We start from the raw sequence: 12,342 nt of genomic DNA on the forward strand, positions 1-12,342 counted from the left end.
CGCTCGATCAAAGGGCTGCACGCGGCCGCTCAGTTCTTAATACCAGTACGCGACGGATGCGCCCGCCCGCGTCGAACTCGATCTCGTCCTCCTCCGATACCCCGAGAAGCTTCGACCCCAGGGGTGAGCTGATGGGAAGCTGTCCGTTCACCTCGTCGTGGGATCCATGCCCAAGCGTGAAGGTCGCCGTCCTATTGTCATCGAGGTAGCGCACCACGACCCGGTCGCCGGCACGTATCCCTTCTTTCGAAGGTACGCTTTTCGGGGTTCCGGCGCGCTCCAGCGGGTCGCATTCGGCGCGTGGTTCGAGGAGGTCCTGTGAAGCACCGGCCTCCGGCCGTCCTTCCGCTCGCTCCCGCGACGTCGGAGCCGTCCGGTGCGCGGTATAGGATGGCTGGCTCTCTGCAGCTCCTCCTGGCTCGATGCCGGACCGTTCGAGCGTCTCGAACAGGTCCAGCATGCATCCATCCGGGTCGAGGGTGAAGCTCGACGACCAGCAACGCCAGAAGCGCCAACCGACCCGTTCCAGAATGCGCTGGCGGCGCATGTCGTCCGCCCAGCGCTCCGGCCCATGGTACCTGTCGCCGTCGCATTCGACCGCGAGACGACGCCCGTTCACGCCCTCCACGACGAGATCGATCCGGTACCCGAGCGCGCCCACCTGCGGGGTCACGCGGTATCCGCGCTCGACGAGACGCCGAAGAACGTCGCGCTCGAAATCGGAATCGCAGTGTGCCTCCAGGTCTCCCGAGCGGGCCTCGGCGCCGGCCATGGGCTCGCGGAAGTGCCGGATCACGCGCGCCTTGAGGTCGTCGGGCTTGAGCTCGTCCTCCCGGACGGAGCGCACCAGGACCAGCCTGTCCCGGGCCCGGGACAGTGCCACGTTGAAGCGTTGCTCGAACTGGGTGGCGGTCTGGGCCTGCTTGCTGTCCGGATCGGCGATCATCGACAGGAAGACCACGTCGCGCTCGTTACCCTGGAAGGTGGCGCTGTCTCCGCAGGCGATGCGGTGTCGCCTCACGAGTTCCTCGCCGAGTTCGTCCAGGAGCATGCGGTTGATGAGGGCGGCCTGCTTCGCCCCGATCAGGGACACGACGCCGATGGTTCGCCAGCGGTCCAGGGCCTCCACGCGCGCAAGGCTCGGGTCGTCGACGAGCTTGCGGATCTCGTCGACGATCACCTCGGCCTCGCGGGGGTTCTGCTTGTCGCCCTTGCGGCGTCCGTCCGGCACGTAGATGTCGACGAGGGGAGGGTCGAGCCGCTCGTGCGCGGTGGGCACGCGAAGGGGGACCAGGGGTTCGGGATAGAACTGCATCGAGAACCGGATAATGGGTTCGACGCAGCGGAAGTGCTCCCGCAGCATGACCAGCTTGTCCGGGAACATCACCTTGGCGAGGTCGTAGAGCGAGGCTCCCGGCAGGAGGAGGGTTCGGAAGGGCTGGCCCTTGAGGAAGCCGTGTTCGAGCCGGTCGATCTTCGCGTTCTCGATGAACGCCGCGCTCGGGCTCACCTGCTTGTCGTCGCCGACCACGAGGATCTTCCTGCCGCGGAGCAGGGCCGGAAGCTCGCGGATGTCCGACTGCGAGGCCTCGTCCATGATCACGAGGTCGAAGGAACCGACCTCGCCGGGCAGCTGCTCGGCGACGCGCCAAGCCGGCATGATCCAGCATGGAATGGCGGCGTAGCATTGCGCCATGGCCAGGCGGGCGTCACGTCGGTGGCGCACGGCGCCCTTGCCGGTGCCCTTGCCCGTCTTGCGCAGGGCCGTGGCGAACATCATCAAGGCCGCACGCACCGTACCGGTCATCGAGCGACCGAGCTCGTAGAAGGTGCGCTCGCGGACGAGCCCTTCAAAGGTTTTCCGCACCTCGGCATCCAGCCGGACGCGTTCGTCCGCAAGCGACCTCAGCCTGTCCCGGTCATCGATCCGCCCCAGGTAGGCGGCCATCGCGCCCCATTCCCAGGCCTCGCGCCACTCCTTCGGCAGCAGCGGGTCGGCCAGGTCCTTGGCCGGTTCCCGTCGAAGGCGCGAAGCCCAGATCGGCGCGCCGCACGCGTGGACGGCTTCGGTGACCTCTCGAACGACATCGAAGTGGGCTCGGCTCTGCCCCAGGTCCTCGATCTGGCGACGCAGGGCCGACCAAAGATGCGAGACCTGCTCCCCTTCCACCCCCTGACGCCCGACTGCCTCCGACAGGAAGTTGCGGGCGAGCTGACCGATCTTTCCTGCCGTCTCCGGGAAAAAGGTCTGAAGCCGGCCGATCTCGCTCCGGGAGGCCGAGAGTTGCGCCGCGGCCGCGGCATTTCGAAAGGCTGCCTCGACGAGATCGAGCCGACGGCGATCCAGCCAAAGGTCGCGGACGGACCCGCCACCCGGAACAAGGGCGGCGAACGTAGCGCTGAGAACCTTCGTCGCGCGTTCCGCCTCAAACAGAACGGCATCGAGCGTGGCAACGAGCTGGTCGAGCTCGCGAGCCGTGGCGACGGAGGGAGCGCCGATCTCCTCCGCCAACGCCCGCCAGCGGATCGCGAGCGATGCGACCGCATCCCGCCAAGCCAGATGGTCACGAACATGTGCCCATTCCCCGGGTCCGGCCGGAGGGTGCCCCTGCACCCGGATGGCGTCGACGGTGGGACGCAGCGACCTCTCGCGGAATGCGAAGAAGCCGAACACCGGTTCGTCGGCAGCGAGGCGGCGGACGATGCCGGCGACCTCTTGGGATGCGGGGCCAAAGCCCTCGGGAAGCTCAACGGGAAGGCCGAGGTACCGCTCCCGCTCGCGAGCGACAGGTCGGGCATCCTCGGCGAAGCGCCTGACAAGGTCGACGAGGCGGTTCTCGCCGGTCGCGAACAGCATATCCTCAGCCAACGGCTGCAGCCAGGGAGCGCCATCGGAGAGGTGCTTGGCGCGGCGCAGGGCCCCCAGCTCGAAAGCTGCCTCAAGCGCTCGGGCCACGTCCTGCAGGGACGCGATCCGCACTCGGATCGAGGGTTCGCTCGCCGCAGCCTCGGCAAGGTGGACGGACCGGACCAGATCGTCGTGGAGCCTCGCGAGGACATCGCCGTCCGGCAGGTCGTGGACGGAGGGAAGGACGCAGTCGATGTGTTCGAGGCGGGTTCCCAAGGCGAGGCGGGCCGTGCGCAGGGCGGCGACGTCTTCGTCCCGCGGTGTCGCCTCGGAGGAGGCGTCGCCCGGACGGTCCTCGAACCAGCCATGCCGCGTGGCCGAGTGCGCAACCCGCCGCGCGAGCTCGGCGGGACGCTCGTCACCAAAGGCGGGGGAGAGTTGGCGGAGTGCGAACCGCTCGATCTCGGCGTCGACAGCTTCCAGCCGGCCCCGGAGCCCCACGACCGACGCTTCCAGGTCACGGATCAGCCGTGCCTGCTCCGACGGCTTGATGCTCTCGACCACCGACTGCAGGAGGCGAACCGCAGTTTCTAGTTGCCGAAAGCCCTCGCGCTCGGTCGCGGTAATGCTGATCGCCAGGTCGCGGACCCCGTCGGGTAGTTGGTCCCGTAGAACGGCCAGGGCCGGCTCCCCATGGGAGACGACCAGGATGCGCCGACCGGTCGCCATGTAGTGGCAGATGATGTTCGAGATGGTGTGGGTCTTGCCCGTTCCGGGCGGGCCCTGAACCACGATTCCGTCGGTGGCTTCGAGCCGCCGCACGATTTCCATCTGCTCGTCGTTGAACGGCTTGGGGAAGAAGAGGTCGCCTGCCTCGGATGCGCCTTCCGGCTCGGGCGCGCGCTCGGCCGTCCCGCCTACCCGGTCGCTCAAGGGTCTCCAGAAGTCCCGCGACGGCTCGTCGGCCGGCCCCATGACCAGCGTCCGCGCCGGACCCGGCAGACCGTGCTCCTGCGCAGCACGTTCGACGGAGCGCTTCAGGTTCTCGATGTCCGCGAGCAGGAAGCTGTCCGACCTGCGGCGGGCGAAAAGCACCCAGCGGTCGGACACCGACAGGTTCTCCCCTGCAGCCGGAACGGGTTCGCCGGGTGCGAGCGTCAGACGGTCGGGCAGGTATCCACCCTCGACGTCCAGCCTGGCCTGGCAGGACCGGAGGATCGGCTCGAAGCTGTCGCGCCGGTAGGGCGAGATGCCTTCGTCCGGATCGAGGATGGCGATGGCGCGCCGGGCCGCGTCGTGGGCCAGCGTCACGCCCTCGACGCCCAGCTCCTCGTAGGCCCGGAGGTTCACGGCGGCCGCGGCGGCACGGGGACGAACCCGGATCTCGGCGCCGCCGGCATCGTCGACCTCGATCTCGACCAGGCGTTCCACCAGGGGCAGGTCGATCTCCTGCGCGTCCTTTCGCCAGCGCGCGAGGCCGATGCCCCAGACGAGCTCGAACGGGCGCTCCCCGCCGCCGAGTTCGGACAGCTGCGCCACCTCGAACAGGCGTTGGTACAAGGCAAGGGAGCGACGGACGGGCCCCTCCGCCAGCGACCAGGGTAACCACCGCTCGGTGATCCAGGCCTCCGCGGCCGTCCTCAGGTCATCCCTGTCTTCGAGCCGGAGCCGCACGTCCCAGAGGCGGACGTCCTTGTCGGGTTGGGCGAGTGCCTCGGCGCAATCCTCGGCTCGTGCCAACCCATCGGAGACGAGGGCATCCTTCTCGCCGGCCGGGACCGTCCGGATCAGGAACGGGCGAAGCTGCGGCCGTCTCTCCGGATCGGGAGCCAGTTCAAGCCATTCCGCGGCCGTCTCGGGCGGTGCCGGCGGCCCGCTCCGCCGCAGCCGCTCGACCGCCAGCCAGATCGGACCCTCCTCGTCGACGAGGTCGTGCCTGACGCCCGGCAAGGCGTGGAGCTCATGCTGATGGAGGGTGAAAGCCTGGCCGGTCGGGAGACGATGCTCGCCGAGTCGCATGGTCGCCCGTTCGTCGAGCCTGACAACCTGCTCGACGTAGCCCAGCAGGCCGTGAAGCCGTTCGCCGGCGGGATCTAGCGTCACTTGCTTGGTCATTGCCCGGGAGCGCTACTCCGGCCGCGTGTCCTGGGCGAAGCTTCCGAGCGGGACAGTCCGACACGCCTCCGGGCGGCGTCAAGCGTCCCCGGCTTGTTCAAGGCAGATGCCCACCCCAATCCGTTTGCGTGCTCAGTGAGCCTCGTGAAGGCATTCCTCGTGGTCGGCGAGGACCTCGATGACCCGGCATTGGGCGATGCTGCCTCTCGCGCATTGGTCGACCATGGCCTGCACCTCGGTGCGGAGGGCGGTCAGGCGGGATAGGCGGTTATCGATGTCGGCGAGGTGCCGCCGGGCGATGACATCGGCATCGCCGCAGGGGCGGTCCGGCTGGTCCGCCAGATCGAGGAGCGTCCGTATGGCGTCCACCTCGAAGCCCAACTCCCTCGCATGACGGATGAACCTGAGACGTCGCACAGTCGCATCGTCGTAGGTCCGGCGGTTGGTGCCCGTGCGTTCCGCGACCGGAAGCAACCCGATGCCCTCATAATAGCGGATGGTCGGGATCTTCACGCCGGCCAGTTCGGAAAGGGCGCCAATCGGCAGGGGTTTCATATTTTCCGCTTGCTCCTCCAGCCACTAGAGGATTTACGGCATCGCCGGTCGATAAGGAAGACGTTCCGTGGTTGCCGAACCTTTCCAATTTCGTCCCGCCGAGCGGACGCAGGCCTTGGACGGGTGACCTCATGACCTGACTTGGCGGACGCACGAGCCGACCTCTCCCGCGACGTGGGCCGGAGGTTTTTTTCCCGACGGCCGACATACAACCGAACCCCCGTACCGGATCCGACCACATGGCAAGCGAGCACGACCACGACGGACATGACCACGGCGACGGGCACCAGGGCGGGCATTCCCATGCGGGACACCGGCATGGCCCCGGCCATGCGCACGCCCCGGCAAGCTTCGGACGAGCCTTCGCCATCGGCATCGCCCTCAACGTCGGCTTCGTCGCCATCGAGGCGACCTATGGCGTCCTTGCCAACTCCGTGGCCCTACTCGCCGATGCGGGACACAACCTGTCCGACGTGCTCGGCCTTCTGGTCGCCTGGGCCGCCACGGTCCTGGCCAAGCGTGCGCCGACCTCCCGCTACACTTACGGGATGAAGGGCTCGTCGATCCTGGCGGCGTTGTTCAACGGCGTCTTCCTGCTCGTCGCGGCCGGGGCCATCGCCTGGGAGGCGGTCCAGCGCTTCGGGCAGCCCGTGCCGGTCGCCGGAACGACTGTGATGGTCGTTGCGACCATCGGCATCGCCGTGAACGGCATCACCGCCTGGCTATTCGCCTCCGGTGCAAAGGGAGACATCAACATCAAGGGCGCCTTCCTTCACATGGCCGCGGACGCCGCCGTCTCCGCCGGCGTGGTCATCGCCGGCTTGGTGATCCTTTATACGGGGTGGACATGGATCGACCCGGTGGTGAGCCTGTGCATCGTGGCCGTCATCGTCTGGAGCACCTGGGGGCTCCTGAAAGACAGCCTCGTCATGTCCCTCGCCGCGGTGCCGCCGGGCATCGACCCCGAAGCGGTGCGCCGCCATCTCCTGTCCCTGCCCGGCGTCGTCGCCCTGCACGACCTTCATATCTGGCCGATGAGCACCACAGAGACCGCGCTGACCTCCCACCTCGTCATCCCCGCGGGACATCCCGGCGACGGGTTCCTGATGCAGGCCGCCAGTGAAATGAAGGACGAATTCGGGATCGGGCACACCACGCTCCAGGTCGAGACCAGCACGGACACCGCCTGCGCGCTCGCCTCCGACGCGGTCGTCTAGGCCGGCCATGCAGGCATGGACCTACACCCTGATCCCGGCTGCGGCGGCCATCGTCGGCGCCGCCGTCGCGGTCAACTTCCGGCCCGGCCCCGTCCTGGTCAGCGCCATCCAGCACTTCGCGGCGGGCGTCGTCTTCGCGGCCGCCGCCGGCGAGATCCTGCCGGACCTCAAGCACGCCGGCGCGCCATGGGCGACCCTGGCCGGCGGGGCCCTGGGCGTCGCCGCCATGCTGCTCGTCAAGAGCCTGGGCAGACGCGCGAAGGGGCCCGTCGGGTTGATGTCCGTCATGGCCATCGACATCCTGGTGGACGGCCTCGTCCTCGGCATCGCCTTCGCGGCGGGAGCCAAGGCGGGCCTCCTCCTTACGGTGGCGTTGACCATCGAGGTGCTCTTCCTCGGCCTGACTGTCGCCAACGAGCTCGGCGCCTCCGGCTCCTCGAAGGGCAAGGTGGTCGGCTTGACCGCGGGCATGGTGGTCCTGCTTCCGCTGGGGGCCTTGCTCGGTGGCCCCGTCGCCACCCTGTCGGCCACTGTCCAGGCCGGCTTCCTCGCCTTCGGGCTGATCGCACTGCTCTACCTTGTCACCGAGGAACTCCTGGTCGAGGCACATGAGGTCGAGGATCGCCCCTGGGTCACGGCGATGTTCTTCGCGGGCTTCCTGCTCCTGCTCCTGCTCGACCAGACCATGGGCTGACCTGAGGAATCGATGGTTCTCCAACCCGGCGAAAGCCCGCTTGGCGGTGATACCGGCCACATCGTGCTCGTCGAGGACGATGACGGCCTGCGCATGCTCGTGACCCGCCTTCTCCGGGAGGCCGGCTATCGCGTCACCGGCTGCAGGAGCGCCATTGAGTTCTGGCGCGTCCTTCCAGCCGGTGGCATCGACCTTGTCCTGCTCGACGTGATGCTTCCGGGCGCCTCCGGCCTCGACCTGCTCCGGGCGTTGCGGGCCAAAAACACGGTTCCGGTGATCATGGTCAGCGCCCGAAACGAGGAGGCCGACCGGGTGCTCGGACTGGAACTCGGCGCCGACGACTACGTGGCCAAACCCTTCGGCCGCCCGGAACTGTTGGCCCGTGTCCGGGCCGTGCTTCGCCGCGCGGCAATCGCGGCGACATCGCCCTCGGCCCCGACATCGGAGACCCTCGCCTTCGCTGGCTGGAGGCTCGACCTGCGCAGCCGATCGCTCCTGGATCCCGAGGGGGCGGCCGTCGACCTGTCCGGCGCGGAGTACGACCTCCTCTTGGTCTTCCTGGAGCACCCGGGACGTGTGCTGGGCCGCGAGATGATCCTCGAACTCTCCCGCGCCCGGCTCGGATCGCCCTCGGACCGCAGCGTCGATACCCTTGTCAGCCGCCTGCGACGCAAGCTCGAACCGCCCGAGGGGCTGCCCGCGGTCATCAAGACCATCCGCGGTGCCGGCTACATGCTCGCCTCCAAGGTAGAGCGCGCGTGAGCCGCCTCGCTCTGCTGGCCCGTAGCCTCGAAGCCCGAACGGTCGCCGTCCTGCTCCTGGCCATACTCACCGTCCACGGCGGGGCCTTGCTGCTCTACCGCCAGTCCGCGGCGGCCGCGGCGGACGATGCGTTCGCGCGCCAGGTCGCCAACCAACTCACCCTGGCGCGCGAGGCGGTGCTGAGGCGTCCTTCGTCCGAACGTGACGCCGAAGCGAAGGCTCTCTCGTCCCCACATTTCGAGCTGGGCTGGTCCAAAACCTCGCCGCTGCGCCAGGACCAAGCCGGAGACCCGGCGATGTGGTCGCTGAGATCCCGGATGGTCGCATCGGAGCCGAGCCTCGGACCCGGGCTCGCCCTGGCCATGGGCGGCGGCGGCGAGGCCATCCACGAGGAGGATCTCGCTGGTGCGCTGGCGCTCGTTGACGGAAGCTTCCTGACCTTCCACTCGGCCCATGCACCGAGCCTCGCCAGGCTTGGATCGTGGGCCTATCTCGCGACGGCGATGGCCATCCTCGTCGGCGTCGCCGCCGTCGTCCTGATCCACCGGATCGCAGGACCACTGCGCGACCTAACCCGCGCCACGGGGGAGATCGGACATGGCAAAGTCGTCCCCGTCCGGGAGGCCGGCCCCGACGAGACCCGCGAGATCGCCCGGGCCCTCAACGCGATGCAGGAGCGCATCCATCGCTTGGTGACGGAACGGACCCAGGCCCTGGCGGCCGTCTCCCATGACCTTCGCACGCCGATCGCTCGGCTTCGCCTGCGCCTCGACGGACTGCCTGAGGGACAGGAATTCCGGGGGATGGGCTCGGACCTCGACGAGATGCAGGCCATGGTCGATTCGACCTTGGCGTACCTCCGGGGCGACGCAGATCCCGAGCCGCGCCAGGTCACCAACGTCGCGAGCATCCTGATGAGCATCGCCGACGCGTCCTCGGATGCCGGACGCGACGTTTCCTATACCGGGCCTGGTCGCGCCCTCGCGACCGTGCGCCCAGTCGCCTTGCGGCGCGCACTCGACAACGTCGTCGACAACGCGGTGCGTTACGGTACCCGTGCCTGCGTCTCGCTCGCGGTGGACGTGGGGGAACTCCTGCTGACCGTCGAGGACGACGGTCCTGGCATCGCGCCCGACGAGGTTGCGAAAGCCTTCGAGCCGTTCACACGGCTTGAGGCGTCCAGGAACCGCAATACCGGCGGCACGGGGCTCGGCCTCACCATCGCCCGCCGGATCGTCGAGGCGGAGGGAGGTCGCATCGTTCTGGGTAACCGGGCGGAGGGCGGGCTACGGGTGCAGATCTCCCTACCGCGCAGCAATCGCTGACACACTTCGTCACGAACCAGGCGACCGGCAGACAAACGGGGTCGCTATCTCAAGTCTCGAAGCGGCCCGTTCGGCCGTCGGACCCCGGAGACAAGCACCATGAAGCGTACCGTCGTCGCCATTCTCACCGCTGGCCTGCTGGCAGGCCTCTCGGCTCCCGCCTTTGCCGCCGAGGACGGACATGGGAATGCGTCCAATCCCGAACGCGCCGTTCCGAACACCGGCGGCGTCTCAGGAGGGCCCGCCCATCGGGACGATCCGCGCGTGAGCGAGGCCCGCGAGATCGGCAAGGACGGCAAGCCGGTCCACTCCGACAAGGACGGGCACGCCCACGGTCATTCCCACGACAAGAAATAACAACGGCGGCAAGCCAGAGCGACCGTGAGGACGCGCCAATGCGAATGTTACCCCTCCTGGTCGTGTTCGCGTTGTTGGCCACCGGTATCGGCTGTGCCCTTGCGGCGAACGGCCGATCCGTTCCCGCCCACAACCTTCGCGGTGCGATAGTGCCCCCTCTCGTACCGTGAAGCGCCCGTCCCGATGGAACCGTCGGGGCGGGCACCGCCAACCTTCGGATGCCGGCCGGATCCCGAGGAGGCGATGACACGCTGCGCCCGAACCCAAGATGTGGTATCGACTTCAAGCCATGGCCTTCACCTCGCTTCCTTCGCGGCTGCTCACCATGATCCTCCGGATCATGGTTCTCGTCGCCTTGGCGCCGGTCGTGGGCCTCGGGCACTCCGGGCACGACCACTCAACCGAGCGAAGCGCTCCCGCGGAATACGCCGCGGTTCCGGACCACGCTGCGACCGAGATGCCGGCCGGTAAGGCGCACGACGACCAAGCCGCCGCTACGGATGCATGTTCGGGCTGCGGCTCCTGCCAAGCCTTCGTGACGCAAGCCTCCGACACTGCGCGCGGCGTCTGGGGAAAAGCCGGGTGCGTGGCGTCGGGACCGGATCTGGCCCTTCCGAGCGTGGTCCCGGAGACGCTACCCGAGCCTCCTCGATCCTTCGCATGAGACGCGCGCGCCGACGCGCCTGACGCCGCCTCCCACTCGGATGCGGCGAATGTCCCATACGAGAAGGCTTGCATCGCGATGAAGACCCGGCTTCCGGCTGCCCTTGCGGCGGCGGTCCTTACGTTCGGTTTGTGGTCGGTGGCGCCCCGGGCGCACGAAGGCCACGACCATGGCGACGAGGCCAAGTCCGCCCCCGCCGCCAACGCCCCAAGAGGCACGTCGTCGACGGATACGCTCGAATTGGTCGCCGTCGCCCGCAACGGCACCGTGTCGGTGTTCGTCGACCGGGTTGGCACCAATGAACCGGTGACGGACGCGGCCGTGACCGCGGAAACGCCAGAGGGGACCACGGAGGTCGCGGTGGCGCCCGACGGCAGCTACCGTCTCGACGCCCATTGGAGCGAGAAGCCGGGCGAGTACGACGTCCTGTTCACCGTCAAGACGGGCGGAACCTCCGACGTTTTCCCAGTCACACTGAACGTTCCCGACCTGCCCGCGCCCGAGGCCAGCGGAGGGGCCTCGGCATGGGCGACCGGGCTGGCCGTCGCCCATGACTTCCGGCAGCACCTCGGACAGGCCGACCCGCTCCCGATGATCATCGGCGGCGTCGGCTTCCTGCTGGGAGTGGCGGTGACGCTGCTGATCCGAGGTCGGCGGCTCGTTCCCGCCCTCGGAATCCTGGTCCTCGCCGCCGCGCTGCTGTTCGGGCCGCCCGCCTTCGCCCATGAAGGGCACGACCACGGCGGCGAGGGCTCACAGAAGGGAGCGGGCACGCCGATGGCGACAATGGGCGCCCAGGATTTGGCCCAGCGCATGCCGGATGGCTCGGTGTTCGTGCCTAAGCCGACCCAACGCATTCTGACCGTCCGGACCATCGTCACGGCGTCCGACGTGCTGGCCCGCACCACGGAGTTGCCGGGCCGGATCATCGCCGACCCCAACGGAAGCGGAGTGGTCCAGTCCTCCGTCGGCGGGCGCCTCTCGCCGCCGCCGTCCAACGCATTTCCGCGTCTTGGGACGCGGGTGAAGAAGGGTGAGGTGCTAGCGACCGTAACCCCGCCCGTCCAGGCGGTGGACGTCTCCGACATGCGACAGCGCCAGGGGGAGCTGGACCAGCAGATCACCATCATGGAACGCCGCGTCGAACGCTTCCGGAAGCTGGCGCCGGGCGGCTCGGTCTCGCAGGTCCAGCTGGACGACGCGCAGGCCGAGCTGAAGGGTCTGATGGACCGTCGTGCCGCCCTGGATGGCGTCCGCCAGCAGCCCGAGGCCCTGGTCGCGCCCGTCTCCGGCGTCGTCGCCGAGGCCAACGCGGTGGCCGGGCAGATGGCGAACCCGGGTGCGATGGTCTTCCACATCGTCGACCCCGCCCGGCTCTGGATCGAGGCGCTGAGCTTCGACGCACTCGCGAGCACCCAGGACGCCACGGCCCGCCTCGCCGACGGCCGGATGCTGACGCTGAAGTACATGGGTGCGGGCCTCGCCGACCGAAGCCAGGCGGTTCCGATGCACTTCGCCGTGCAGAACGCACCGGCCGAACTGCGCACGGGTCAGTTCGTCACGGTGCTGGCGGCGACCGACACCCAGCAGAAGGGCTTGGCCCTGCCGCGCGTCAGCGTGGTCCGCGGCTCGAACGGGCAGAACATCGTCTACGAGCACACGCAGCCCGAGCGCTTCGAACCGCGCGAGGTGCAGGTCGAGCCCCTCGATGCCGCCCGCGTGCTGGTCGTGTCGGGGGTTGGCCCAGGCAAGCGCATCGTGACCCAGGGCGCCGAACTCCTCAACCAGGTCCGCTGAGGGAACCG

The 12,342-nt window shown here is 68.7% G+C and carries 8 protein-coding genes; 6 read left to right on the forward strand and 2 right to left on the reverse strand.

Annotated elements, in window-relative coordinates:
- Positions 1–7: 7 nt before the first annotated feature.
- The gene (locus tag OF380_RS13005) at positions 8–4,963 is read right to left on the reverse strand and encodes an AAA domain-containing protein (protein WP_264051098.1); all 4,956 of its coding nucleotides are present in this window, start codon (positions 4,961–4,963) and stop codon (positions 8–10) included.
- 132 nt (positions 4,964–5,095) lie between these two features.
- The gene (locus OF380_RS13010) at positions 5,096–5,518 is read right to left on the reverse strand and encodes a MerR family transcriptional regulator (RefSeq protein ID WP_056355111.1); all 423 of its coding nucleotides are present in this window, start codon (positions 5,516–5,518) and stop codon (positions 5,096–5,098) included.
- A gap of 239 nt (positions 5,519–5,757) precedes the next feature.
- Here OF380_RS13010 and OF380_RS13015 point away from each other — a divergent pair, with 239 nt between their 5' ends.
- The 6 genes from OF380_RS13015 (at position 5,758) to OF380_RS13040 (ending at position 12,334) form a co-directional block, all read left to right on the forward strand.
- Positions 5,758–6,735: a cation diffusion facilitator family transporter gene (locus OF380_RS13015; protein ID WP_056355113.1), complete on the forward strand. Its 978-nt coding sequence runs from the start codon at positions 5,758–5,760 to the stop codon at positions 6,733–6,735.
- A 7-nt stretch (positions 6,736–6,742) separates the two neighbouring features.
- Positions 6,743–7,429, forward strand: coding sequence for a ZIP family metal transporter (locus OF380_RS13020; RefSeq protein ID WP_056355116.1), 687 nt, complete (start codon positions 6,743–6,745; stop codon positions 7,427–7,429).
- Positions 7,430–7,441: 12 nt separating this feature from the next.
- On the forward strand, positions 7,442–8,191 hold the full coding sequence (locus OF380_RS13025; protein WP_056355119.1) for a response regulator transcription factor: 750 nt from the start codon (positions 7,442–7,444) through the stop codon (positions 8,189–8,191).
- Positions 8,188–9,516, forward strand: coding sequence for an ATP-binding protein (locus OF380_RS13030; RefSeq protein ID WP_056355122.1), 1,329 nt, complete (start codon positions 8,188–8,190; stop codon positions 9,514–9,516). The genes OF380_RS13025 and OF380_RS13030 overlap by 4 nt, the downstream gene beginning before the upstream one ends.
- Before the next feature lie 99 nt (positions 9,517–9,615).
- The gene (locus OF380_RS13035) at positions 9,616–9,873 is read left to right on the forward strand and encodes a hypothetical protein (RefSeq protein WP_056355125.1); all 258 of its coding nucleotides are present in this window, start codon (positions 9,616–9,618) and stop codon (positions 9,871–9,873) included.
- Positions 9,874–10,615: 742 nt separating this feature from the next.
- Positions 10,616–12,334: an efflux RND transporter periplasmic adaptor subunit gene (locus tag OF380_RS13040; protein ID WP_056355134.1), complete on the forward strand. Its 1,719-nt coding sequence runs from the start codon at positions 10,616–10,618 to the stop codon at positions 12,332–12,334.
- Positions 12,335–12,342 lie beyond the last annotated feature (8 nt).

This window comes from Methylobacterium sp. FF17, assembly GCF_025813715.1.
GTDB lineage: Bacteria > Pseudomonadota > Alphaproteobacteria > Rhizobiales > Beijerinckiaceae > Methylobacterium > Methylobacterium flocculans.

Excerpts from the sequence above, each read along its gene's own strand:
- OF380_RS13005 (WP_264051098.1), bottom strand. The coding sequence starts at position 4,963 with ATGACCAAGCAAGTGACGCTAGATCCCGCCGGCGAACGGCTTCACGGC.
- OF380_RS13010 (WP_056355111.1), bottom strand. The coding sequence starts at position 5,518 with ATGAAACCCCTGCCGATTGGCGCCCTTTCCGAACTGGCCGGCGTGAAG.
- OF380_RS13015 (WP_056355113.1), top strand. The coding sequence starts at position 5,758 with ATGGCAAGCGAGCACGACCACGACGGACATGACCACGGCGACGGGCAC.
- OF380_RS13020 (WP_056355116.1), top strand. The coding sequence starts at position 6,743 with ATGCAGGCATGGACCTACACCCTGATCCCGGCTGCGGCGGCCATCGTC.
- OF380_RS13025 (WP_056355119.1), top strand. The coding sequence starts at position 7,442 with ATGGTTCTCCAACCCGGCGAAAGCCCGCTTGGCGGTGATACCGGCCAC.
- OF380_RS13035 (WP_056355125.1), top strand. The coding sequence starts at position 9,616 with ATGAAGCGTACCGTCGTCGCCATTCTCACCGCTGGCCTGCTGGCAGGC.
- OF380_RS13040 (WP_056355134.1), top strand. The coding sequence starts at position 10,616 with ATGAAGACCCGGCTTCCGGCTGCCCTTGCGGCGGCGGTCCTTACGTTC.